Origin of the sequence: Pseudomonas sp. JV449 (genome assembly GCF_032424295.1) — a bacterium.
Taxonomy (GTDB): domain Bacteria; phylum Pseudomonadota; class Gammaproteobacteria; order Pseudomonadales; family Pseudomonadaceae; genus Aquipseudomonas; species Aquipseudomonas marginalis.
The window spans coordinates 70,578-95,048 of the sequence record NZ_VYKD01000005.1 but is presented as its reverse complement, the minus strand read 5'-3'; the positions used below and the strand labels follow the sequence as shown (position 1 = coordinate 95,048).

The following is a 24,471-nucleotide window of genomic DNA, read 5'->3' as shown; positions in this document are numbered from 1 at the left end:
TTCTACCTCAGTTTCAGGGTGGCAAGGCCGACCAGGACCAGAATCACGGTGATGATCCAGAAACGGACAATCACACGCGGCTCAGGCCAGCCCTTGAGTTCAAAGTGGTGGTGAATCGGCGCCATGCGGAACACGCGGCGCCCGGTCAACTTGAAGGACGCCACCTGGATGACCACCGACAGGGTTTCCATCACGAACACGCCGCCCATGATGAACAACACGATTTCCTGGCGAACGATCACCGCGATGGTGCCCAGGGCCGCGCCCAGCGCCAGTGCGCCGACGTCGCCCATGAAGACTTGTGCGGGGTAGGTGTTGAACCACAGGAACCCCAGGCCGGCACCGATCAAGGCGCCGCAGAACACGATCAGCTCACCCGCGCCCGGTACGTAGGGGATCAGCAGGTATTCAGCGAATTTCACGTTACCCGACAGGTAGCAGAAGATACCCAGCGCGCCGCCTACCATCACCGTCGGCATGATCGCCAGGCCGTCGAGGCCGTCGGTCAGGTTCACCGCGTTGCTGGAGCCGACGATCACGAAGTAGGTCAGCACCACGAAGCCGATGCCCAACGGGATGCTGGCGTCCTTGAGCATCGGGATGATCAAGGTGGTTTCCACTGCGCTTGGCGCCGTGGTGTAGAGGAAGATCGCGGCGGCAAGGCCGAACACCGACTGCCAGAAATACTTCCAGCGGCTTGGCAGCCCCTTGGAGTTTTTCTCGATCACCTTGCGGTAGTCATCGACCCAGCCGATGGCGCCGAACAGCAAGGTCACCAGCAGCACCACCCATACGTAGCGGTTGTGCAGGTCGGCCCACAGCAAGGTGCTGATACCGATGGACGACAGGATCAGCGCACCGCCCATGGTCGGGGTGCCGGACTTGGACAGGTGCGACTGCGGGCCGTCATTACGAACCGATTGACCAATTTGCAGGTTCTGCAGGGTGCGGATCATCCACGGCCCTAAAAACAGCGACAAAGACAGCGCGGTCAGCACACCCAGGATCCCGCGCAGGGTCAGGTACTGAAAGACCGCGAAGCCTTTGTGGAACTGTTGCAGATACTCAGCCAGCAGCAGCAGCATTAATGTTTCTCCGTACTTGAGCCACACAAGGCCGCGACGACGTTTTCCATCACCGCGCTGCGCGATCCCTTGATCAAAATGGTTGTGTGTTTGTCTTGTTCTGCCACGCCCAGTGCCTGGATCAACTCGGCCTGGGTGGCGAAATGGCGCGCACCGGGGCCGAAGGCAGCCACGGCATGGGCCATGTTCGGGCCGACCGCATAGAGCGCGTCGGCCTTGCCGATGGCGTAGGCGCCGACTTCACGATGGGACTGTTCGGCCCAGTCGCCCAGTTCGGCGATATCGCCCAGCACCAGCACCTTGCGACCGTCAAAGCCTTTGAGCAGATCAATGGCAGCGCACACCGAGGACTGGTTGGCATTGTAGGTGTCATCAATCACGCGCATGCCGTTTGTCGCCAACTGCGCCACGGTACGGCCCTTGACCGGCTGCACCGCGCCCAGGCCCGTGGCGATACCGAACAGCGACACGCCCAAGGCGCCAGCCGCAGCCGCAGCAGCCAGGGCATTGGCGACGTTATGGTTGCCGAGCAAATTCAGTTGCACGTGCTCGCTACCTTGCGGGGTATGCAACGTGAAGGACGGGCAGCCACGGGCATCGACGGTGATGTCGGAGGCATGGAAATCAGCTGCGGCGTTAAGCACGGCAAACGTCAGGACCTTGCGACCGGCGGCGCGTAGACGCCAGGTCTCGAAGGCCTTGTCGTCCAGGTTCAAGACTGCGGTGCCCGATGCATCAAGGCCCTCAAGGATTTCACCCTTGGCCTCGACGATTTTTTCCGGGCCACCGAACTCGCCGACGTGGGCCGTACCGGCGTTATTGATAATGGCGACGTGGGGCTTGGTCAGCGCCACGGTGTAGGCGATTTCGCCGATGCGCGATGCACCCAGTTCGATCACCGCCGCGGTGTGTTCCGGGGCGAGTTCGAGCAGGGTCAGCGGAGCGCCGAAATCATTGTTCAGGTTGCCACGGGTGGCCAGCACGGGGCCGCGCGTACGCAGGATACCGGCGAGCAGTTCCTTGACCGTGGTCTTGCCGCTGGAGCCGGTGATGGCGGCAACGGGCTTATCGAAAGCGGCACGGTTCAGCGCCCCCAATTGGCCGAGGGCCAGGCGGGTGTCGGCGACCAGCAGTTGCGGCAAGGTGGAATCAGCCACTTCGCGCTGCACCAAGGCACCTGCGGCGCCTTTGGCGGCGACTTCGTTCAGGTAGTCGTGACCGTCGAAACGCGGACCGGCCAGGGCGACAAACAGTTGCCCCGGCTGGATCGCACGGCTGTCGATGCTCACACCCCTGAAGCTGCAATCGCTCGACAGTACGCGTGCCGACAAGGCCTGGGTCAGTTCGCTGAACGTCATCGCCTTAAGCATGGGCGACCTCCCAGGCGGTCAAGGCATGATCGGCCTCGACCAGATCGGAGAAGGCATGACGCTCGCCGTTGATTTCCTGGTAATCCTCGTGCCCCTTACCAGCCAGCACAACCACGTCGTCAGCGCTGGCGCTGGCGATCAACTGGGCGATTGCCGCGCCGCGACCGGCGACGAAGGCGGCCTTGGATGCGTCTTTGAAGCCGGTGCGAATGTCATCGAAAATCCGGCTCGGGTCTTCGCTGCGCGGGTTGTCGTCGGTGACGAGCACACCATCGGCCAGGCGTTCGACGATCTCGGCCATCAACGGCCGCTTGCCGCGATCACGATCACCGCCACAGCCGAACAGGCAGAGCAACTTGCCCTTGGCGTGAGGGCGCAAGGCTTCGAGGACTTTTTCAAGCGCATCCGGGGTATGGGCGTAGTCAACCACCACCAGCGGCTGCGTACCGCCACCCAGGCGCTGCATGCGACCGGCCGGGCCCTCGAGCTTCGGCAGCACCTTGAGAATCTCGTCCAGTGCGTAATCCAGGCCGAGCAGCGCGCCGATGGCGGCAAGTACATTACTCAGGTTGAAACGCCCGAGCAGGGTGCTGCGCAAGTGGTGCTCGCCCTGAGGCGTGACCAGCGTGGCGCGCACGCCTTCGTCATTGAATTGGGCTTCGCGGCAATACAGGTACGCGCTGGCGTCTTCCAGGCTGTAGGTGATCAGGCGCGCTTCGCTGTCTTGGGCCGCCAGTTGGCGACCAAAAGCGTCGTCCAGGTTGATCACCCGGCACTTGAGGTCATTCCAGGCAAACAGCTTGGCCTTGGCGGCGGCGTACGCCTCCATGGTGCCGTGATAATCCAGGTGATCGCGGGACAGGTTGGTCATCACTGCCACATCAAAGGCCAGGGCGGTAACGCGGCCCTGGTCCAGACCGTGGGACGACACTTCCATGGCAATCGCCTTGGCACCGGCCTTTTTCAGGTCGGCCAGGGTCGCTTGCACGGCGATGGGGTTCGGCGTGGTGTGCAGGCCGCTTTGCAGCGCGCCATAAAAACCGGTACCCAGGGTGCCGACAATGCCGCAGTGCTGGCCCAGCAGGTCAAGGGCCTGGGCGACCAATTGGGTCACGCTGGTCTTGCCGTTGGTACCCGTCACGCCCACCAGATTGAGGTGGCGGCTCGGATCGCCGTAAAAACGCCCGGCAATATCGGACAGTTGCTTGGCCAGTCCCTTGACCGGGATCAGCGGCACGTCGGTGATCGGCAGCACCGTGGCGCCTTCGACTTCATAGGCCACGGCAGCCGCGCCGCGCTGCAGCGCGTCGGCGATGTGCGCACGGCCATCGTACTTGCCGCCCGGCACCGCCAGGAACAGGTCGCCAGCGCGCACGTTACGGCTGTCCAGGGTCAACTCGCGAATCAGCAGATCGCGGCCGGCGTGGGCAAAAATCTTGTTCAGGCTAAGAGACATCAGCCGCGCCCTCCATTGGCTTTTACTGCAGCGGCCGGTGGTCCGGCATTCGCTTGTTGGGTCGGCGGCAGGTTATCCGGGGTGATGTTCATCAGGCGCAGGGTGCCGGACATTACTTTGCTGAACACCGGTGCCGATACCAGGCCACCGAAGTAACCGGCCTTGCTCGGCTCATCGATCACAACGACGATGGCGTAGCGCGGATCGCTCATCGGGCCGAAGCCGGCGAACAGCGAGCGGTAGGAGTTTTCGGCGTAGCCCTTGGTGCCCACCGACGTCTTACGCGCGGTACCGGACTTGCCCGCCACGTGATACGCCGGCACCTGGGCACGGAATACGCCGCGCGGTGCTTCGATCACTTGTTGCAGCATGCCCTGCATGGTCTTGGCGACGTTTTCCGGGATCACCTGGGTGGCTTTCGGCGCTTCATCGACGTGGATCAGGCTCAACGGCACCATGCGTCCGTTATTGGCCAGCACGGAGAAGGCATGGGCCAGCTGGATGGCGGTCACCGACAGGCCGTAGCCGTAGGAAAGCGTGGCGGTCTCGGCTTTTTTCCAGTCGCGGTAGTTGGGCAGGTTGCCGACGCGCTCACCCGGGAAATCCAGGCCGGTGGGTTGCCCCAGGCCGATCTTCTGCGCCAGGTGGTAGATGGTTTCACCACCGATATCGAAGGCGACCTTACTCATGCCCACGTTACTGGAGTTGATCAGGATACCTGTCAAATCCAGCACCGGGCCTTCAGTACGGGACACGTCACGAATGGTGTATTTGCCCAGTTGCAACGTACCCGGATACACCTCGACCTTGTCGCTGGGTTTCCAGCGTCCGGTTTCCAGGGCGGCACTCATGGAGATGGCTTTCATGGTCGAGCCCGGCTCGAACACGTCGATCATCGCGCGGTTACGCATCATCGCCGGTTGCAGGTTGCGTCGGTTGTTCGGGTTGTAGGTCGGTTGGTTGACCATGGCGAGGATCTCGCCGGTCTTCACGTCCATGATCACCAGGCTGCCGGCCTTGGCACCGTTCTCGATGATCGCGTTACGCAGCTCACGGTTGGCCAAATATTGCAGGCGCAGGTCAATCGACAACGCCAAGGGCTTTCCGGCCTTGGCGTTTTTAGTGACTTGGACATCCTTGATCAATCTGCCGCGCCGATCCTTGATGACCTGTCGTTTTCCCGGTACCCCGGCCAGCCATTCATCGTAGGCGAGTTCCACACCTTCACGACCATGATCATCAATGTCGGTAAAGCCGACCATATGGGCAGTGGTTTCACCGGCCGGGTAGAAACGACGGAACTCCTCGATGCCGTAGACACCGGGGACTTTAAGGTCGAGCACCTGCTGGCCTTGTTCGGGGGTAAGGCCGCGAACGAGGTAGATAAATTCTTTATTTGCCTGGGCCTCGAGGCGCTCAGCCAAGGCTTTGGGATCCTGGCCCAGGGCGGCAGCCAGTTGCGGCCACTTGTCCTTGGCAACCTGCAATTCCTTGGCGTTGGCCCACAGGGTGGTCACCGGCGTACTCACCGCCAACGGCTCGCCGTTACGGTCAGTGATCAGGCCACGGTGCGCAGGGATCTGGATATGACGCAGGCTACGGGCATCGCCCTGGCCGATCAGGAAGTCACGGTCGACCACTTGCAGGTCGATGATCCGCCAGGCAATCGCACCCACCATCAATGCCAGCAAGCCGAGCATCAGGCGGAAGCGCCATGGGTAGAGTGCGCCTTCAAGCTTCATCATGGCGCCACCATGCGCACTTCGGCCGCGCCCGGGATGTGCATTTTCAGCTGTTCGGTGGCCAGCACTTCGATACGGCTATGGGCCGTCCAGGTGCTTTGCTCGAGGATCAACCGCCCCCACTCCGCCTGCGCCTTGTCACGCACGCTCAATTCCCCATAGAGGGTATTGAGCAGTTGGCGGTTGTAATGGGCGCTGTAGGACACCGCAATTGCGGACACCAGCACGCCGACAAACAGCAGCAACATAAAGAAGCTGCCGCCCGGGAGGGGCTTGGCGAAAAGCTTGCTCACCGCAGCTTCTCCGCGACGCGCATGACGGCGCTACGGGAACGTGGGTTGGCCTTGAGTTCGGCTTCGGAAGCGAACTGCGCTTTGCCATGGATTTTGATTTTCGGCACAAAGGCTTCGAAACGTACCGGCAGGTTGCGCGGCAGGTTGTCGGACTCGCCCTTGACCAGGCGGCGCATGAACAGCTTGACGATGCGGTCTTCCAGGGAGTGGAAACTGATCACCACCAGGCGACCGCCTACTTCCAGCGCCTCGAGGGCAGCCTCGAGGCCAGCTTCCAGGTCGCCCAATTCGTTGTTGACGTGGATACGCAGGCCCTGGAACGCGCGGGTCGCCGGGTTCTTGCCCTTTTCCCACGCGGGGTTGGCGACTTTCAGCACTTCGGCCAGGTCGGCGGTGCGCTCGAACGGCTGGATTTCGCGACGTTCCACCACGGCACGGGCCATGCGGCCGGCGAAGCGCTCTTCACCGTATTCCTTGAACACACGGGCGATTTCTTCCACCGGCGCAGTGGCAATGAACTGCGCGGCACTGACACCACGGGTAGGGTCCATGCGCATGTCGAGGGGGCCGTCGTTCATGAAGCTGAAGCCGCGCTCCGGGTCATCGAGCTGCGGCGAAGACACGCCCAGGTCGAGCAAAACCCCGGCCACCTTGCCCGCCATGCCGCGCTCGGCGACTTCGGCACCGAGCTCGGCAAAGCTGCGCTGCACAACGACAAAGCGGCCGTCTTCGGCCGCTAGCGCTTGCCCGGTGGCAATCGCTTGGGGGTCTTTGTCGAACCCGAGGAGCTTGCCGTCGGGCCCGAGCTGGCTGAGGATCAACCGGCTATGCCCACCCCTGCCAAAGGTACCGTCCAGATAGCAGCCATCCGCGCGTACGGCGAGAGCCTCAACGGCTTCGTCAAGCAGTACGGTGATGTGGTTAAAGCCGCTATCAATAGTCACAGGATCAAATCACGCAGTTCATCAGGCATGGCGCCCGGTTGTTGAATAGCAGCCAGGTCAGCTGCAGAAACAGCATCCCAGGCATCTTCGTCCCACAATTGGAACTTGTTCAGTTGGCCGACCAGCATTGCGCGCTTATCCAGCTTGGCGTACTCGCGCAAACGCGGGGGCACCAGGAAACGACCACTGCCATCGAGCTCGAGGTCGACGGCATTACCAATCAGCAAACGCTGCAGACGGCGGTTTTCTTCACGCAATGAAGGCAAGGCACGCAACTTGGTCTCAATCAACTCCCACTCATCGAGGGGGTAAACACATAAACAAGGGTCAACGGCATCGATTGTGATGATCAACTGTCCGGAACTTCGCGAAATCAGCTCGTCACGATACCGGCTCGGCATGGCGAGACGGCCTTTTGCATCGAGACTGATAGCGTTAGCTCCGCGAAACACAGATGCGTTTCTCCAAATTTTAGCGTTTTACGTTCAAAAAACCCACTTTGTGCCACTTTCCGCCACTTGCGCACACTATAGGAATGCGCCCACCACACCGTCAAGGCGCGGATTCAAGGAAAAGCCTTACAGATCGGAGATTTAGGAGCGTAAAAGGAGGAGAAACCAGAGTTCGGCGGTGTTTTTGGCTCGACAAGCACAAATAGCTCAAAGAGCTACAGATCAAAGTTAAAGTGATTTATTAAGAGTAAGATTTTTTTGGTATTACGAAGATGCATCTGCCAATGATTTGGCAGGGAGGGATTCTTGCGTTACTACCGGTTTTCTGCCCGAGATTCGGACAGAAGGAAAAAGGTGGAGAGTCGATCTGTAAGCCGGGTTCTGTCTTGAACAGTCATTCGTCTACGATGGCCATCACTGGACATCTTTAGCAACCTACCCGGTCCCAGCGCGGGCCACGCCTTGGGACCCTATTTGGTCTTGCTCCAAGTGGGGTTTACCTAGCCACGAACTGTTGCCAGTCGTGCGGTGCGCTCTTACCGCACCTTTTCACCCTTACCGGCACCGAAGTACTTAGGCGGTTATTTTCTGTGGCACTTTCCGTAGGCTCACGCCTCCCAGGCATTACCTGGCACTTCGCCCTATGGAGCCCGGACTTTCCTCCCCCCCCTAATTTTCATAGAGGGCAGCGACTGTCCAATCGACTCTCCGCCGCGCAGGTTAACGGCACGACGGCCTCAGGACAAGTATTAAAAGTGCAGCATTGCCATCACGTTCGGACGGAATACCGGTTTACCCCCGGAACTATTCGGCTTTCTGTTTATCCAGCGCGACTTGATACAACACATTCTTGCGTACCCCGGTGATTTCCGCCGCCAACGCCGCAGCGCGCTTGAGGGGCATCTCCTTGAGCAGCAGGTCGAGGATACGCATGGCCTCGCTGCCGACGGCCTCTTCATTTTCCGGCGCGGTCCAGCCCGCCACCAACACCACACACTCGCCGCGCTGCTGATTACTGTCGCCCTCGACGAACGCGCGCAGCGCTTCCAGCGGCAGGCCCTTGAGGGTTTCGAAGGTTTTGGTCAGCTCACGGGCCAGCAGGGCCAGGCGCTCGCCGCCGAACACCAGCTCCATATCCTGCAGGCATTCAAGAATACGATGAGGCGCTTCGTAGAAGATCAGCGTGCGCGGCTCCTCTTTCAATGCCTGTAGACGCGCACGACGCCCCACGGCCTTGGCCGGCAGGAAACCTTCGAAAATAAAACGGTCCGACGGCAGGCCTGCCGCCGACAATGCAGCGATCAGCGCGCACGCTCCTGGAACAGGCACTACATTGATACCTGCGGCACGCGCCTGGCGGACCAGATGGTACCCAGGGTCGGAGATCAGCGGCGTACCCGCGTCCGAGATCAGCGCCACATCGTCGCCCGCCAACAACCGCACGATAAAGCGACTGCCTTCTTCGCGCTCGTTATGCTCGTGACAAGCCGCCAATGGCGTGCTGATACCAAAATGCTGCATCAAACGCTGGGAGTGTCGAGTGTCTTCCGCCGCAATCAATTTAACCTCGCGCAACACTTTCAGCGCCCGGGCACTGATGTCGTCCAGATTGCCAATGGGCGTCGCCACGACAAAAAGCGAGCCTGCCGTGGAATTCAAAGGACCTGGAGCAGTCAAAGCGCACACCTCGATGGTTGGCAAAAGCCATATTGTAGCGCGTAGGCGCCTTGAAAATATGCCATCACGGCCGATGGCTTTTCAGCCGTGCATGGCTGATCGCACCACTTGCACGACCTAAATCGACGGTTTCACGCCAGTAACATCGCGCCTGGGCCAGTGCTTGGGTACAATTCCACGCTAATTTGATCGGTATCAGGAACACTTACATGATCGCTTGCCTGCGGCTGCTCTCCGCCCTCTGCCTCGCTGCCTTACTGGCCGCTTGCGCCAGCTCGCCCTCGTCCAGCCTTGGCGACCTTCCACGGACCCCGGACGCCAGTATCGAGCAACTGCTCGAACAGGCCACCACCGCCAAGACGCCAGAAAAGGCCGCGTTGCTGCGCCTGAGTGCGGCAGACATGGCCTACCGCCAGAACAACCCTGGCCGCTCGTCGCAGATTCTTGCGCAAGTGTCCCTGGATGTCCTCAAGCCAGCCGCGCAAGTCTTTGCCAGCACCCTGGCTGCCGAATTGGCCATGACGCGCAACCAGCCCAAGGCCGCGTTGACCGCCTTGAACCATCCGAGCCTGCAAAGCCTGAAGGAGCTGCCGACCGAACAGCAGATTCGCACTGGCACCGTGCACGCCCGCGCTTATGAAGCCGATGGCCAGACCCTGGCCGCTGCCCGCGAGCGCGTCGCCATGGCGCCACTGCTCAGCGGCGATGCCGCCAAAAGCAATCACGAAGCCATCTGGACCTTGATTGCCGCACTGCCTGCGGAACAACTGCAAGCCAGCGGCAACCCGACCCTGGACGGCTGGATTACCCTGGCCCAAGCGGTCAAGGGCGCCGGTACGCTTGAGCAACAGCAGGCCGCCATAGACACCTGGCGCGCACAGAACCCGGGCCACCCGGCCGCCGTGCAACTGCCAACCCCGCTGACCAAGCTCAAGGAGCTGGCCAGCCAGCCCTTGAACAAGATCGCCCTGCTGCTGCCCCAGGAAGGCCCGCTGGCCTCCGTCGGCAAGGCCCTGCGCGAAGGTTTCATGGCGGCGCACTACCAGGCTGAACAAGCCGGGCAGAAGCCACCGGTCATCGAGTTCTATGACAGCTCGCGCCTGGCCTCCATCGACGACTTCTATGCCAAGGCCCAGGCTGCCGGCGTGCAATTGGTAGTTGGTCCGCTGGAGAAGCCATTGGTCAAGCAGCTCAGCACGCGCCCTCAGCTACCGATCACCACCCTCGCGCTGAACTACAGCGAGACCGACCAGAGCCCGCCGCAACTGTTCCAGTTCGGCCTCGCCGCTGAAGACGAAGCCCGCGAAGTGTCGCGCCGCGCGCGTGCCGACGGCCTGCATCGCGCCGCTGCCATGGTGCCGCGTGGCGAATGGGGCGAGCGTGTCTACAGGGCCTTCCGCCAGGATTGGGAAGCCAACGGTGGCACGGTTGTCGGTGTCGAGTATGTCGACCAGCCGGTCGCCCTTGCCCAGCAAATCGCCGACCTGTTCCAACTGCGTAAAAGCGAAGGCCGCGCCAAGAGCCTGCAAAGCACAGTGGGCACAGACGTAGCGGCACAGCCGTCACGTCGCCAGGACATCGAGTTCATCTTCCTGGCCGTTACCCCGCAATTGGCCCAGCAGATCAAGCCGACCCTGAACTTCCAGTACGCCGGTGATGTGCCGGTGTACGCCACGTCCCACGTATTCAGCGCCAGCGGTGACAAGAACCAATACCTGGACATGACCAACGTGATGTTCTGCGAAACCCCTTGGCTGCTCAACACCACCGACCCGCTGCGTAACCAGGTTGCCGCACAATGGCCGCAAGCCAATGGCAGCCTTGGCCGCCTGTATGCGATGGGCGTCGACGCCTACCGCCTGGCCCCGCGCCTGGGCCAGTTGAAGGCACTGCCGGATACACGCATTGACGGCCTCTCGGGCAACCTGGGCATCAGCACCAACCAGCGCGTCGATCGCCAGATGCCATGGGCGAAGTTCGTTGGTGGCGAGATCCAGCGCCTGCCGGACACCCCGCGCTGATGCCGGAGCGGTCTACTGCACAAAGCGGCAAGGATGCCGAACTTCAAGCATTGAAACACTTGCAACAACAGGGTCTGCGCCTGCTGGCGCAGAACTGGTTGTGTAAACGCGGCGAGCTTGATCTGGTCATGCTTGACGGCGATACAGTAGTATTCGTCGAAGTCCGCTACAGAAAACACGCACAATGGGGTGGCGCGCTCGCCAGTATCGACGGGCGCAAGCGTCAGAAGCTGATACTCGCTGCGCAGTTTTTCCTGCAAAAAGAGCATCGCTGGGCCGACGCCCCCTGCCGTTTCGATGTGGTTGCCATGGAAAGCACACCGTCTGGTCAAGTTGATCTGAACTGGCTGCAAAATGCCTTCGACAGCTGATTCGCCGGACACCTTCATCACACACTTTTGCTCTTTGCTTTGCGGGCTGCACATTCCTGTGCCAAACAGCCGCGCTACTTAAGGTCACACAGATGGACATGCAATCCCGAATTCGCCAGCTTTTCCAGGCCAGCATCGACACCAAGCAACAGGCGATGGACGTACTTGCACCGCACATCGAGCAAGCCAGTCAGGTCATGGTCAATGCCTTGCTCAACGAGGGCAAAATGCTTTCGTGCGGCAACGGCGGTTCGGCCGGCGATGCCCAGCATTTTTCGTCCGAGCTGCTCAACCGCTTCGAGCGTGAGCGCCCGAGTCTGCCGGCTATCGCCTTGACCACCGATTCGTCAACGATCACCTCGATCGCCAACGACTACAGCTACAACGAAATTTTCTCCAAGCAGATCCGCGCACTGGGCCAACCAGGCGATGTGCTGCTGGCGATTTCCACCAGCGGCAACTCGGCGAATATTATTCAAGCGATCCAGGCCGCACATGATCGCGAAATGATTGTCGTAGCATTGACCGGACGCGACGGCGGCGGCATGGCCTCGCTACTGCTGCCCGAAGATGTGGAGATTCGCGTCCCGGCCAATGTCACCGCACGTATTCAGGAAGTCCACCTGCTGGCGATCCACTGCCTGTGCGATCTGATCGACAGCCAACTGTTTGGGAGTGAAGAATGACCGTTAACCGCCTCGGCCTTTTGGCCATTACGTTGTGCCTCGGCATCAGCGGCTGCAGCACGGCAATCACTGCGACACGTGACACCCCTATTCAGGATGACAAGGGCACCCGCACCTTCGGCAGCAAGATTGACGACTCGCTGATCGAAACCAAGGTCGAAGTCAACATTGCCAAAGCCGCCACGGACCTGGGCAACGGTGCTTCACGCATCGTCGTGACCAGCTTCAACGGCGTGGTACTGCTCGCAGGCCAAACGCCACGCGCCGACCTCAAGGCCCAGGCCGAACAGGCAGCCTCGGCCGTACAGCGGGTCAAGAAGGTCCACAACGAATTGCAGGTCATGGACCCGATCACCCTGCTGGCCATCAGCAACGATGCCCTGCTGACGACCAAGATCAAGGCACAGATGCTGACCGACAACGCGATTCCCGGCTCGCGGATCAAAGTGGTCACCGATAACGGCATCGTCTACCTGATGGGCCTGCTGACGCAGGCGGAAGCCACGCGCGCAGCCAACCTGGTGCAGGGCGTATCCGGCGTGCAGAAGATCGTCAAGGTGTTCGAGTACATCGATTGATGTAAGCGGCAGCCATAAAAAAGGGCGCCATGCATTCACTGCATGGCGCCCTTTTTAGTGACCCGCGTTTATTGGTATTGCTGGTACGGGTTGCCCTGGAACTGGTTGTTCTGCTGCGGCGCTTGCTGCTGCGCGCCAGGCTGGCCGTACTGCTGGCCGGGGATCGGGCCGAGGTTCACTTCTACGCGACGGTTCTGCGCACGACCGTTCACGTCGGCGTTGCTGGCTATCGGGTTATCCGGGCCGGCACCGCGTGCGCTGAGGTTGGCACCATTAACGCCTTGGGAGGTCAGGTAGTTGGCCACGCTCTGGGCACGGCGCTGCGACAGGTCCATGTTCAGTTGGCGGCTGCCGGTGCTGTCGGTGTAACCCACGATCTGGATGGTGTTCTGGTTGAACTGCTTGAGGGAGTTGGCCAGGTTGTTCAGCGGCTGGTAAAAGCTGCTGGAGATCGCGTCCGAGTTGGTGGCGAAGGTGATGTTACCCGGCATGATCAGCTTGATCTGGTCGCCCTGGCGCTGAACTTCAACCCCGGTATTGGCCATGCTCTCACGCAGTTTCTTTTCCTGCTGGTCGGCGTAGTAGCCGTAACCCGCGGCGCCGGCACCCGCAACCACTGCGCCGATCAGCGCGCCCTTGCCACGGTTGTTATGGTCGATGGCAGCACCCGCCAATGCACCGGCCAGGGCACCCAGGCCACCGTACTTGGCGGTCTTGCTCATACCGCTGGATTCATTATTCGCCTGTCCCTGGCTGCCACCGCCATAAGGATTAGGTGAAGCGCAGCCGGACAACAGGGCTACGGCGGTAGCGACAACAAGCAGACGACGCGGAGTGAACATGAAGGGAGCTCCTACTTTTGCATTCTGTGGTGCAAAGGACATTGGCAATGGACCCGTGCCGAGTTTGGAACACGACAAACGGTAAAAATTCCGTGGGCGCGCCCAGAGCTGTAACAAAACATTCGGGTCTTGCGTTGCTACAGAAACCGTAGCAGACACATGCTGAACGCGGCCTGAGTTTTTGCTACAGCGGGTTGCCGTTCGAACCATTGCTTCACGCCCGCACAAATGGGTTCTCACGCATCTCGTCACCCAGGCGCGTGTCCGGGCCATGGCCGGTCACCACCGTCGCGCCTTCATCCAGCGTGTAGAGCCGTTGCTTGATCGAACGCACGATCGTCGCCTGGTCCCCACCCCACAAATCCGTACGCCCAACACCGCGCCGAAACAGCGTGTCCCCGGCAATCAGCAGCCTGGCATCGGCAAACCAGAAGCTCATCGAGCCTGGCGTGTGCCCCGGTGTATGGAGCGCCACACCGCACCCACAGGCCAACGCCTCATCATCGGCCAGCCAGCGATCCGGCGACGGCACCGGCGTGTAGGGCACACCAAACATCTGGCACTGCATCTCCAGGTTGTCCCAGAGAAACTGGTCTTCCTTGTGCAGGTGCAGGGTTGCACCGGTCTTTTCCTTCAATTGCCCCGAGGCCAGGAAGTGATCGAGATGGGCATGGGTGTGGATGATGCTCACCACTTTCAGGCCCAGGGCATCGAGGCGCGCCAGGATCAGTTCATGATTGCCACCCGGGTCGACCACGATGGCCTTCTTGGTGATGGGGTCGCCAATGATCGTGCAGTTGCACTGCAACGGGCCGACCGGGAAGGTTTCGCGGATCAGCGTGGGCTTTTCGGCTTCCATGGGTGCTCCTATAAAGCGAATGGCACATTTTTGGCACTGTGTGAAAAGCGATGACGAGTGATGTCACCTGCTTTGTTTGTAAGCATCGAGCGCATGCCCGAGGAATGCGTTCATGTGCTCGCGGTCATGATCGTTGGCTGACAGTTTTTCAGAATGTGTTCCTATTGGATTGGTGGCTGTAATCCGAAGCTCAATGTAAGACGCTCGATATAGTCCCCCAGGGCGCCTTTCAGTCCGATGGACTTGAGATCGATCTCTTCGTTCGCCAAGAGCGCCAGAAACGCCCTCATGTCGGTCTGAATGCTTTCCGGCAGGTCGATGGGGTCATCCGTCAATTGGCCGCTCAGATTCAGTACGTCATTTCGATGTTTTTTGAGGTTCTTGCTGTCGACCTGTTCGCCAGCCTCCTTTCGCGCTGACAAATTGAGCCAAGCGTGCGCCTTGAGTGGGATCAGCCGGTCGGCGCCGATGAAGGTCAGAACGTCATTGCGCTGCCGGCCCTCAAGGAGGAAATGGTAGTAGGGGTCATCGAGCAAGATGGCGGACAGGCTTGATACCGATTCGTCTGTAGGAATAGGGGTCAGCGTCGCGTCCGCCGGGAGCGCGACACCCTCGGGAGCACGCGAGAACAATTCGATCTGGACGGGATAGGCCTCGTCCTCGGGGTGCTGGAACCGATAGAAAACAGGCCGCTGACCGTCAATCCCACCAACCTGCCGGATGGCGTACCGTCCGGCACGTATGAAGGCCCAGAACGCCCCGGCAAACTCGGCATTGAGCGCTTCGATAACCAGCACGATATCGAGATCCTTGGTTGCGCGGAACGATTGGCCCGCCGCATCCATCGTGAGCCAGGAGGCAACACCGCCAATCAGCACATACTGATCACGAAAATCGCTGAAGTGTTGTCCGAATACGTCTAGTCCTCTGATTTCAGCCAAGTCACTGCCTCCTTAAGTTCATCTAAAGCCAACTGGACACGTTCGTCCGGGACGTTTTCCAAGCTCAGAAGCAATGACGCTTCATCTGCGATGTTTTTTCCTTCCTTTAGGCTTCGATAAGACCATATCTCCACCCATGCCCGGATCTCATCAACCGAGTCGGTTACCTTGAATGCCAGTTCCTGGACCATGTCGTCGAACTGCTTTTTGGTCATTCCAAAAACCGGTTGTATGGGACCCGCCAGCATCGTGCATTTGGCCAGAGCGGTCTCGCCCGCGAGAAATACGCCGCCGCCTGTATGAAGCACTCGGTCGATCGCAACCTTCCGTTTAACGGGAGAGCGCATAAAGGGGCGAGCATTTTTGAAGACGCTGGCCGGAGGTGCACCGAACGAATAGCAATTTTTGAACCCCTGACTTTGTGCAGGATGGACGATGCCCAGCTTCAGCAACTGATCGATCACTTTGGCAAGTGTGACGCGGCTGTATTTGAAACCGTTCATGATGCCGTTGGAGTTGAAGATCGTATCGCTGTCCCATCCCTCATACAGGCGAGCCAAGACCATCGCTTGTGCAGCAGGAAGAAGGGCTGAAACGTCTTCCTCGTTTCGGCGCGTCCGAACGGTCTCGCGCAGGTCCATCGCCAACTCTGGGATGAACATCTGATAGCCAGGCTGGATGAAATTGATGTTGTTGGCGATCAGGCTACGCCGCTCCGGCACCGACAGTGACTGGCATACGTACACAACCACCTTGTCCGTGGTTTTTTGTACCTGAGCGATGTGCTTCCCAAGCGTTACAGATCCCGGGTACTTATTTTCCACTGGAAGCAGTAGGAGCATCGGTAGCGTTTGTTTCGCCTTCGGCCCGACCATAAGGGCCAGATAGACGAGTTTGTAGGCATCCTTGATATGAAAGGGAACCTTCAGGCCTGAGGCTGCTTGAAGGTGCGCTTCCAAGCCCACAGTGGATTCGAGGTAACCCTTGATATCATCCAGTAAAACCGGCATTTCACGCCACCTTGTTAACCACTTTTTTACACCGTAAACCATGGCGATTAACAAGTCAAAAAAGTGGTTAACACTGCAGGAGGATTACCCACCCGGTCCTCTGTAGATCAACGTGAGGGCCAGTCACTCGTCATTGCAGTTGCACTGCAACGGGCCGACCGGGAAGGTTTCGCGGATCAGCGCGGCTTTTTCAATATTCATCGATGCTCCTGCGGGCGCTATGGCATATTCCGCACAGTATGGTTGACGCTGTGCCAGACCTGAAGAGCAGCGACTGCTAAGCTTGCCCACGCCATCGAAAAACAACCCAGGCCCCCGCCACCGTGCCGCGTTGGAGCGATCCCCATGGCGAATCAACTGATCATCTGCGAGCACTGCGACTGTGTGTACGAAAAAGTCACGCTCGCCAAACATCAAAAAGCCCACTGCATACGTTGCGCAGGCGTGCTCCAGCGCTACAACGGCCTGACCGTGCAACAGCGTCTCGCCCTGACGCTGACGGCTGCGGTGCTGTGGACGTTCGCCAATTTCTATCCCGTGATGAGTATCAGCCTGCAAGGCCTGAAAAGCAGCGCCACGCTATGGGACTCGGTGGTAGCGCTGAGCCTGGGGCCGATCACGTTTATCGCGTTGGTGGCGGCCATTTCCATCATCATCGCGCCAGTGTTCCAGTTACTGCTGCTGATGTGGGTCTTGAGCTTCGCCCTCGCGGGCAAGCGCTCACCGGCGTTCCGATTGTGCATGCGTTGGCTGGAGGCACTCAGGCCCTGGAGCATGCTGGAGGTGTGTCTGCTCGGGGCAATGGTGGCGGTGTTCAAGCTGGCCGGCATGCTTGATGTGATCCCCGGCACCGGCCTGTTTGCCCTGGCCGTACTCAGCCTGTTGCTGATCCGCATTGCCGGGCGTGATGTGCGCGACCTGTGGGACAGCGTATGAGCACACCGCCGACGGCCAGCGAGCTCGGCCTGTGCCTCTGTCACAGCTGCGGATTGTCCTGCGACATGCGCGACGGGCCGAACGAATGCGAGCGCTGCGGCGCGCCCCTGCACCGGCGCAAGGTCAGTTCCCTGACGCGCACCTGGGCCTACATGCTCACCGCGCTGGCGTTCTATGTGCCGGCCAATCTCCTGCCGGTAATGAACACCACCATGCTCGGCTCGGGGGCGGACAGTACTATCATGAGTGGGGTGTTGGAGTTCTGGCAGCACGGCGCGTGGGACATTGCGCTGATTATTTTCATCGCCAGCATCGCAGTGCCCGGCATCAAGTTTGTGTCCCTGGCCCTGCTGCTGGTCACCGTGCAGCGCAATAGCCTTTGGGCACGCAAGGAACGTTCGAAGCTGTTCCGCTTCGTCGAACTGATTGGCTACTGGTCGATGCTGGATGTCATCGTGGTCGCGCTGGTGGCCGCACTGGTGAAGTTCCAGGCCCTGGGCACCATCGAGCCGCGCCTGGGTATCCTGTTTTTCGGCCTGGTGGTGGTGTTTACCATGCTGGCCGCCATGAGCTTCGACCCGAGGCTGATCTGGGAAACCCCACACAACAAGGAGACCGCGGATGACGTCACATCCCACTGACACCCCGCAAGCCCCAGGATCGCCTGCAATCAAGACACGGCGCTTCAGCGTTTCGCTGGTGTGGATCGTGCCGATCGTCGCGGTGCTGGTGGGGATTTCGCTGGTGGTACACAGCGTCCTCCAACAGGGCCCGACCATCACCCTCAATTTCAAGACCGGCAGCGGTCTGATCGCGAACAAAACCGAGGTCAAGTACCGCAACGTGGTGATCGGCCAGGTGACCGACGTCGCCTTGAGCGACGACCAGAAAAGCGTCAACGCCACGGTTCAACTGGCCAAGCAGGCCGAAAGCTTCACCCGCGCCGATTCGCAGTTCTGGGTGGTACGCCCGCGTATCGGCGCCGGCGGCGTATCCGGCATCGACACCCTGCTCTCCGGCGACTACATAGGTGCCGACATCGGCCAATCGGAGACCCGTGCCAAGCAGTTCAAAGGCCTGGAAAACCCGCCGCCCATCACCTACGGCGAACCGGGCAAGCGTTTCACGCTGCACACGCAGACCCTCGGTTCGCTGGATATCGGCTCACCGGTGTACTACCGCAAAATCGAGGTCGGCCAGGTGGTGGCCTACGAGTTGGATGCCGAAGGCAAGGGTGTCAATGTCGAGGTGTTCGTGCATGCGCCCAATGATGCCTATGTCACCGAAAACACGCGTTTCTGGAATGCCAGCGGGGTTGACCTGAGCGTCGGCGCCAATGGCTTCGCGCTGAAGACCGAATCGCTTTCGTCCATGCTGGTCGGTGGTATCGCCTTTCGGGCGCCGCCGTACAGCCCCAACGACAAACCGGCCGACGAGGCACGTACCTTTGAGCTCTTCGACGACCAGGACAGCGCCCTCGCCCCACCCAATGGCGAGGGGCAATACATGGCCCTGCGCTTCGACCAGGCATTGCGCGGGCTCAAGGTCGGGGCGCCGGTGGAGTTCCTCGGCGTCGAGTTTGGCAAAGTGGTATCGATCAACCTCGACTTCGATGCCAATAAACGCAGCTTCCCACTCAACGTCGGTATCGTGATCTATCCACAGTTGCTCGGACAGGCCCACACCAAACTGCTCAAGGTCATGAACCATGACCCCAACGATGAGGCCGCCGGCGTACGGCTGATCGGCTCGTTCATCGAAAATGGCCTGCGCGCCCAGGCACGCAGCGGCAACCTGTTGACCGGCCAGTTATACATCGCGCTGGACTTCTACCCGAAAGCCGAGAAGGTCAAATTTGACCCCAGCCTGCGCCCGGTCAGCATTCCAACCATTCCCGGCAACCTCGAGCAACTGCAGGAAAAACTCGAGAGCATCGTCAACAAGATCAACCAACTGCCGATCGAACGTATTGCCGGCAACCTCGACAGCAACCTGGTCGAGCTGCGCAAAGGCCTGACCCAATTCAATGCCAAGACCCTGCCCGGCGTGCAGAACACCCTGGCTGACGTGAGCAAGACCCTGCAATCGGCCAGTTCCACCCTGGCCGAGGATTCACCGCAGCGCGAGCAGTTGACCCAGACCCTGGATGAACTGGGGCGCATGTCGCGCTCCCTGCGCGAACTGTCGGACTACCTGGGCCGTCACCCGGAATCGCTGATTCGCGGCCGTCCCGACAACGCCGCGCCCCTGGACCTGCAAGGACCACCGCGCAAATGACCCCTGGAGCAAACGCCATGACGTTTCCGTTGAAGATCACAGTGGTCGGCATGCTGCTGTTGCTGGCGGCGTGCAGCAGTACTCCGATTACCTTTCATACGCTGACACCGGCGCACTGGAATACGGCCACTGGGGCCGACGCGGGCAGCATCCGGATTGAAAGCATCACCGTTCCCCCCCAGGTCGACCGACCGCAGATTGTGATCCGCCAGGGCGACAGTGGCGTGGCGATCCTGGAAACCCAGTGGTGGGCAGCGAGCCTCGCGGATGAGCTGAGGAGTGCGCTGGTGGACCAACTGGCCAACAGCAACCCTCGACAATCGATGTTGTTGCGTCTTGAAGTGCAGCGCTTTGACTCCGTACCCGGCCAGTACGCGCTGCTCGACGTCAAATGGCGCCTGCGCCCGGCCGGGGGCACCGAGCGCCCACCGCTGACCTGCCGGACCACGTTGCAGTCGCCCGCCGGGCCGAGCATCGACAACGTGGTGCTCGCCCATCAAAACAATCTCAAGCGCTTTGCCGCGCAGGTCAGCCAGGCGGTCGACAGGTCAACCGGCCAGTGCCCGCCGGCACCGTAAACCGCCCGGCACTTACGCCAGCAAGCCCATCGCCTTGGCTCGCGCCACGGCCTGGGTGCGTCGCTCGACCCCAAGTTTGCTGTTGATGTGGCTGGCGTGGGTCTTGACGGTGTGCAGGGAGATAAACAGCTGGTTGCTGATTTCCTGGTTGGAGCAGCCTTGGGCGATCAGTTGCAGGACCGCCAGCTCGCGCGTGCTCAGGGTTTCGTGGCCAGTCGTGACCTCGGGCGTCACGACCGCCGGGAGAAGCGCGAGCAGGCTCTGGTGCAACACACCTTGCGGGTCCTTGCCCAATTGCTCACGCATCCAGTCCGGATGCCCGTCCAACAAGCGCTGGAACGGCTGTAACGCGCCCCCGGCGCCCGCCTCAAGCGCCTGGGCCAGCACCGGCCGCGCCCTGGCTTCCTGACCGCACTCAAGCAGCAACTGGGCCTGCTGGGTCAGCGCCATCAGGGCAATCATCTGGCGCCCGCTGTCGTGGGCCTGTTGCGCCAGTGCTTCGAGCCGCTCCAGCGCCGCCTGGGGCTGATGGCGCACGGCATCGAGGGCGGCTTGTTGCAGCCCGACATGTTGCGGCAAGTGCGGGTGGAATTCCGGTGCAGCAGCGGCCTGTTCGCCGTGGTAAGTCTGCCCCAGGCGCATCAGCCAGGCATCCGCCAGGTCGGTGCGACCCTGGGCCAGCCACAGTTCGCATTTGATCAGGGTAATCATCGCCAGGTAGTAGATCGGCGGCACATCCCACATATGCATCAGGCGCTCGGCTTCGGCGAGTTCGGCGAAGGCTTTGGGAAAGTCATGGCGCCGCCCTTCGAAGCTGGCGATCACGCAATGGCCGATCAGCACGCTGATATCGCGACAGGCTCGCGCCTCGGCCAGGCCTGCGCGCAGGAGGGCAATGCCGGTTTCGGGCTGGTTGCGCATCAACAGCAAATAGCCTTCGTAAAGCGACAGCCGCGCACGCACCGCATACAGTCGCTGCGGTGCCAGGCCGTGCAGGCGCTGCAGGCCCTGGCGCACCTCATCGAGCGCGCGCAGGATTTCGCCACGGGCCTGCAGCACCCGTGCACGGTCGTAATGGGCCAGGGCTTCGAACAGCGGATTGCCGACCCGCTGCGCCAGTTCCAGGGATTCGCGGTTCAGGCCACGGGCGCGCCACAGATCGCCATCGGCGATGGCCAGGTTGGACAGGGTCGACAGACACACCAGGCGCTGGCCGTAACGCCGTTGCGGCAGGCTGTCCAACGCCTCGCTGCAATAGCGCTGCGTCAATTCACGGTCACCTCGACCGCGGGCGATAATCCCGCTCAGCGCCAGCCACTGGGCCAGCATCGAGCGCTGTGCGGTAGCCGAGGGTGCCGGCAGGAAGCGGCTGAGGTACGCGGACAGCTCCTGCGCCGCATCCAACTGGCAGGCCAGTGCCAACGCCCAGCTGTACAGCACAATCAGGCGCGGCGTGCTGATCAGCAGGCTGTCGGGCAAGTCCATTTTCCAGCGCAGCAACATGCCGACATTCTGCTCGGCCAGCAGTTGCTCTTCGGACAGGTTCTGCACCAGGTTGGCCGCCACGTCGAGGTGCCCGGCGCGCAACGCCTGCTCCACCGCCTCGTCGATCAAGCCCTGGGCGTTGAACCAGCGGCACGCGCGCAGATGCAGGCTGGCGGCCGGCAAGACATTGCTGCTCGCGCGGCGGGTGCGCAGCAGGTCGGAGAACAAATGGTGATAACGGTACCAGTGCCCCTGCTCGTCCAGGGGCACCAGGAACACTTGGTGGGCTTGCAGGTAGCGCAGGATCTCGGCGCTGTCATGGGCTTCGCGCACGGCATCGCACAGCTCGCTGCAAAAACGCTCCTGGGGCGCGGTGTCGAACAGGAACGCCTGCACTTCGGGAGGCAGGCAGTCGATCACTTCTTCCAGCAGGTAGTCGCGGATCAGCCCTTCCCCACCGTGCAGGCTTTGCGGCAAGGCGCCCTCATTGCCGGCTTCGGAAGCCGCCAGCAGCCAAAATCGCAGGCCGGCCACCCAGCCTTCGCTGCGGCGGATGAGGTTGTCGAGGGCTTCACCACTCAAGGAACTGCTGTGGCGATCCAGCAACGCCTGGGATTCGGCATGGGTCAGGCGCAGGTCTTGCTCGTGCAACTCCAGCAAATGCCGTGACAACCGCAATCGCGCCAGATGCCAGTCCGGGCGCTGGCGGCTGGTGACCAGCACCACCAGGCCATCGGGCAAATGGTTGAGGAAGAATTGCAGGCAACGGTCCAGCACCGGTCCCTGGGCCAGATGGTAGTCATCCAGCACCAGTAATAATGGCGCACGGGTGGACAGGTGCACGGTCAGCTCATCGAGCAGGCCGTCGAGCCACTCTTCAAACGCAAAGGGTTGATGGCGCTGGCGCATTTTCAGCAAGCCCAGGGATTGGGTGCCGAGTGCCGGGAAGTAGTGCTGCAACCCTTCGAGCAGGCGCTCAAGAAAACGCCCTGGGTCGTTGTCCCGTGGGCTCAGGCCCAGCCACAGGCTGTGCCACTGAGCCGGCAGGCCCTGGCAGAACTCCACCGCCAACGAGCTCTTGCCGAACCCGGCCGGTGCGCAGACCAGCAGCAACCGCCCCTCCAGGCCGGCGCCCAGCCGTTCACACAGGCGCGGGCGCAGCACGTAGCCATCAGGCAGCGGGGGCCTGTAGAAGCGACCTTCCAGGGTCGGGATTACCCGGCTGGCAGGCCCTTGGATTCGGGACAGATCAGTCATCGCCGGGCTCTTGTAGAAGGCTGTTGTCGGCATTGCAGATGTCCGCAGACTAGCGGTAAAAGCGGCGGGTTTGTAGATCTTTGCAACATTTGCCTGAAAAAGAACTGAGACAAGAAATATCGCCGCAAACAAAAAGTGGAAGGGGGCTTGCTCCCGATAGAGGCGAATCAGTCAATGCTGCGCTGACTGTCGCATCGCTATCGGGGGCAAGCCCCCTCCCACCTTGAGTTACTCGTGCAACTTAGCGAACACCGTCCTGGCGCAGGGCCGCCGGGGTGAAGTCGCTGGTGGTGGCGGTGAAGCCGAAGTCATAGGCCTGCTTCTCTTCGTTCTTCATGCCCAGGGCCAGGTAGCGGCCGGACTGCAGGTCGTAGAGGGTTTCCAGGGCGTACCACGGCACTTGCTTGTCGTAGTAGTTCTCGGCATGGGCTTCGGCGACACGCCACAGTTGGCCACGGCCGTCGTAGTGGTCGATCACTGCGGCTTGCCAGGTGTCTTCGTCGATGTAGAAGTCACGCTTGGCGTAGATGTGGCGCTGGCCTTCCTTCAAGGTCGCGACCACGTGCCAGACACGGCGCAGCTCGTAGCGTGCCAGGTCCTGGTTGATGTGGCCGGCCTTGATGATGTCGGCGTACTTGAGCTTCGGATCATCGATCTTGTAGCTGTTGGAGGCGATGTAGATTTCCTTCTTGCCTTCCAGTTTCCAGTCGTAGCGGTCCGGCGCACCGTTGTACATGTCGAGGTTGTCGGAGGTACGCAGGCCGTCGGCGGCGGTACCCGGCCCGTCATAGGACACTTGCGGCGCCCGGCGCACGCGGCGCTGGCCGGCGTTGTAGACCCACGCCGAACGCGGCTCCTTCACCTGGTCCAGGGTTTCGTGCACCAGCAGCACACCACCGGCCAGACGTGCCGGGGCGGTCACTTGCTGCTTGAAGTAGAACAGCACGTTACCCGGGTTCTTCGGGTCGAAGTCCTTCATCTTGTCGCGGAACACGAACTGGTCGCGGAAGTACACCAGGCTGTAGGAGCCGTTGGTTTGCGGCGTGGCCTGGGTCACCAGGCGGGTCACGCTGCCACCGCGATAACGGGTGATGTGGTTCCAGATGACTTCCACGCCGCTTTTCGGGATCGGGAACGGTATGGCGGTTTCGAAGTTTTCCAGGCCGTTGCCGCCAGACACGAGGTTGGTGGTGGTGGCGTTCTTCTTGATGGAGGCGAACACATCGGCCGGTACGGTAGCGCCGCGATGGGTCGGGTAGACCGGCATCTTGAAGGTTTCCGGGTAACGCTTGAACATCGCGTACTGCCCCGGTGCCAGCTTGTCTTTGTACTGCTCGACGTTCTGCGCGGTGATGGTGAATTGCGGTTGTTCACTGGCGTACGGGTTGGCGAGGAAACCTTTGGCATCCACAGCGCCGGCGTTGGTCGGCATCGGCGACCATTTCGGGATGGTGCCGGCCGCGTTACCGGCCATTTCCGCGCCCATCGGCGTCAGGGTCGTGCCCAGCTTGGCGGCCTCATCCGCCGACACTGCCGCCATGACATTGCTCGCCAGGATCGACAGCCCAAGCACACCCACGTGCAACAGACTTTTGGTTATTTTCATGTTCT

The 24,471-nt window shown here is 61.0% G+C and carries 22 protein-coding genes and 1 other RNA gene; 8 read left to right on the top strand and 15 right to left on the bottom strand.

The window, feature by feature from the left end:
* Positions 1 to 2: 2 nt before the first annotated feature.
* The 9 genes from mraY to rsmI form a co-directional block, all read right to left on the bottom strand.
* On the bottom strand, positions 3 to 1,085 hold the full coding sequence (mraY, locus tag F6S08_RS05700) for a phospho-N-acetylmuramoyl-pentapeptide-transferase (protein WP_003171875.1): 1,083 nt from the start codon (positions 1,083 to 1,085) through the stop codon (positions 3 to 5).
* A complete protein-coding gene (gene murF, locus F6S08_RS05695; RefSeq protein ID WP_065924258.1) occupies positions 1,085 to 2,455 on the bottom strand; it encodes a UDP-N-acetylmuramoyl-tripeptide--D-alanyl-D-alanine ligase in 1,371 nt (456 codons plus the stop codon). The genes mraY and murF overlap by 1 nt, the downstream gene beginning before the upstream one ends.
* Entirely contained in the window at positions 2,448 to 3,911 is a 1,464-nt protein-coding gene (locus F6S08_RS05690; protein WP_315871363.1) for a UDP-N-acetylmuramoyl-L-alanyl-D-glutamate--2,6-diaminopimelate ligase, read from the bottom strand. Before F6S08_RS05690 ends, murF begins: the two co-directional genes overlap by 8 nt.
* The gene (locus F6S08_RS05685) at positions 3,911 to 5,653 is read right to left on the bottom strand and encodes a peptidoglycan D,D-transpeptidase FtsI family protein (RefSeq protein ID WP_162844256.1); all 1,743 of its coding nucleotides are present in this window, start codon (positions 5,651 to 5,653) and stop codon (positions 3,911 to 3,913) included. The genes F6S08_RS05690 and F6S08_RS05685 overlap by 1 nt, the downstream gene beginning before the upstream one ends.
* The gene (gene ftsL, locus F6S08_RS05680) at positions 5,653 to 5,946 is read right to left on the bottom strand and encodes a cell division protein FtsL (RefSeq protein WP_003216203.1); all 294 of its coding nucleotides are present in this window, start codon (positions 5,944 to 5,946) and stop codon (positions 5,653 to 5,655) included. The genes F6S08_RS05685 and ftsL overlap by 1 nt, the downstream gene beginning before the upstream one ends.
* Entirely contained in the window at positions 5,943 to 6,890 is a 948-nt protein-coding gene (rsmH, locus tag F6S08_RS05675; RefSeq protein ID WP_010213048.1) for a 16S rRNA (cytosine(1402)-N(4))-methyltransferase RsmH, read from the bottom strand. Before rsmH ends, ftsL begins: the two co-directional genes overlap by 4 nt.
* Positions 6,887 to 7,342, bottom strand: coding sequence for a division/cell wall cluster transcriptional repressor MraZ (mraZ, locus tag F6S08_RS05670; protein WP_003171868.1), 456 nt, complete (start codon positions 7,340 to 7,342; stop codon positions 6,887 to 6,889). Before mraZ ends, rsmH begins: the two co-directional genes overlap by 4 nt.
* Positions 7,343 to 7,696: 354 nt before the next feature.
* Positions 7,697 to 8,050, bottom strand: an RNA gene (rnpB, locus tag F6S08_RS05665) — RNase P RNA component class A.
* Positions 8,051 to 8,146: 96 nt separating this feature from the next.
* Entirely contained in the window at positions 8,147 to 9,019 is an 873-nt protein-coding gene (gene rsmI / locus F6S08_RS05660; protein WP_027604767.1) for a 16S rRNA (cytidine(1402)-2'-O)-methyltransferase, read from the bottom strand.
* 209 nt (positions 9,020 to 9,228) lie between these two features.
* Between rsmI and F6S08_RS05655 the strand changes: the two genes are divergently transcribed.
* The 4 genes from F6S08_RS05655 to F6S08_RS05640 all read left to right on the top strand — a co-directional run bounded on the left by F6S08_RS05655 (position 9,229) and on the right by F6S08_RS05640 (position 12,675).
* The gene (locus F6S08_RS05655) at positions 9,229 to 11,040 is read left to right on the top strand and encodes a penicillin-binding protein activator (protein WP_065949004.1); all 1,812 of its coding nucleotides are present in this window, start codon (positions 9,229 to 9,231) and stop codon (positions 11,038 to 11,040) included.
* Positions 11,040 to 11,411 (top strand): YraN family protein, encoded by a 372-nt coding sequence (locus F6S08_RS05650; protein WP_074843924.1) that lies wholly within the window; start codon positions 11,040 to 11,042, stop codon positions 11,409 to 11,411. The genes F6S08_RS05655 and F6S08_RS05650 overlap by 1 nt, the downstream gene beginning before the upstream one ends.
* Positions 11,412 to 11,503: 92 nt before the next feature.
* Positions 11,504 to 12,097 (top strand): phosphoheptose isomerase, encoded by a 594-nt coding sequence (locus F6S08_RS05645; RefSeq protein WP_007904374.1) that lies wholly within the window; start codon positions 11,504 to 11,506, stop codon positions 12,095 to 12,097.
* Positions 12,094 to 12,675, top strand: a complete 582-nt coding sequence (locus F6S08_RS05640; protein ID WP_027604770.1) for a BON domain-containing protein — start codon at positions 12,094 to 12,096, stop codon at positions 12,673 to 12,675. The genes F6S08_RS05645 and F6S08_RS05640 overlap by 4 nt, the downstream gene beginning before the upstream one ends.
* Positions 12,676 to 12,743: 68 nt before the next feature.
* On the opposite strand, the gene F6S08_RS05635 is transcribed toward F6S08_RS05640, so the two are convergent.
* From F6S08_RS05635 to F6S08_RS05620, 4 genes are all read right to left on the bottom strand, one after another.
* On the bottom strand, positions 12,744 to 13,517 hold the full coding sequence (locus F6S08_RS05635; protein ID WP_027604771.1) for an OmpA family lipoprotein: 774 nt from the start codon (positions 13,515 to 13,517) through the stop codon (positions 12,744 to 12,746).
* A 214-nt stretch (positions 13,518 to 13,731) separates the two neighbouring features.
* Positions 13,732 to 14,376 carry an MBL fold metallo-hydrolase gene (locus tag F6S08_RS05630; protein ID WP_065924263.1) on the bottom strand — a complete coding sequence of 215 codons (645 nt, stop codon included), beginning with the start codon at positions 14,374 to 14,376 and terminating at the stop codon, positions 13,732 to 13,734.
* Between the two features lie 161 nt (positions 14,377 to 14,537).
* On the bottom strand, positions 14,538 to 15,317 hold the full coding sequence (locus F6S08_RS05625; protein ID WP_315871362.1) for a hypothetical protein: 780 nt from the start codon (positions 15,315 to 15,317) through the stop codon (positions 14,538 to 14,540).
* Positions 15,296 to 16,327 (bottom strand): hypothetical protein, encoded by a 1,032-nt coding sequence (locus tag F6S08_RS05620; RefSeq protein ID WP_074843922.1) that lies wholly within the window; start codon positions 16,325 to 16,327, stop codon positions 15,296 to 15,298. Before F6S08_RS05620 ends, F6S08_RS05625 begins: the two co-directional genes overlap by 22 nt.
* Positions 16,328 to 16,672: 345 nt before the next feature.
* Here F6S08_RS05620 and F6S08_RS05615 point away from each other — a divergent pair, with 345 nt between their 5' ends.
* The 4 genes from F6S08_RS05615 to F6S08_RS05600 are packed head-to-tail and all read left to right on the top strand — an operon-like array spanning position 16,673 to position 20,118.
* The gene (locus tag F6S08_RS05615) at positions 16,673 to 17,263 is read left to right on the top strand and encodes a paraquat-inducible protein A (RefSeq protein ID WP_027604773.1); all 591 of its coding nucleotides are present in this window, start codon (positions 16,673 to 16,675) and stop codon (positions 17,261 to 17,263) included.
* Positions 17,260 to 17,904 (top strand): paraquat-inducible protein A, encoded by a 645-nt coding sequence (locus F6S08_RS05610; protein WP_065924266.1) that lies wholly within the window; start codon positions 17,260 to 17,262, stop codon positions 17,902 to 17,904. Before F6S08_RS05615 ends, F6S08_RS05610 begins: the two co-directional genes overlap by 4 nt.
* Positions 17,885 to 19,540, top strand: coding sequence for an intermembrane transport protein PqiB (locus tag F6S08_RS05605; protein WP_065924267.1), 1,656 nt, complete (start codon positions 17,885 to 17,887; stop codon positions 19,538 to 19,540). Before F6S08_RS05610 ends, F6S08_RS05605 begins: the two co-directional genes overlap by 20 nt.
* Positions 19,541 to 19,557: 17 nt before the next feature.
* Complete coding sequence (locus F6S08_RS05600) at positions 19,558 to 20,118, top strand: membrane integrity-associated transporter subunit PqiC (protein ID WP_065924268.1); 561 nt, start codon at positions 19,558 to 19,560, stop codon at positions 20,116 to 20,118.
* A 12-nt stretch (positions 20,119 to 20,130) separates the two neighbouring features.
* Here the strand turns inward: F6S08_RS05600 and F6S08_RS05595 are convergent, their stop codons facing one another.
* Positions 20,131 to 22,860 carry a LuxR C-terminal-related transcriptional regulator gene (locus F6S08_RS05595; RefSeq protein ID WP_315871361.1) on the bottom strand — a complete coding sequence of 910 codons (2,730 nt, stop codon included), beginning with the start codon at positions 22,858 to 22,860 and terminating at the stop codon, positions 20,131 to 20,133.
* A gap of 241 nt (positions 22,861 to 23,101) precedes the next feature.
* On the bottom strand, positions 23,102 to 24,466 hold the full coding sequence (locus tag F6S08_RS05590) for a DUF1329 domain-containing protein (RefSeq protein ID WP_065924270.1): 1,365 nt from the start codon (positions 24,464 to 24,466) through the stop codon (positions 23,102 to 23,104).
* Positions 24,467 to 24,471 lie beyond the last annotated feature (5 nt).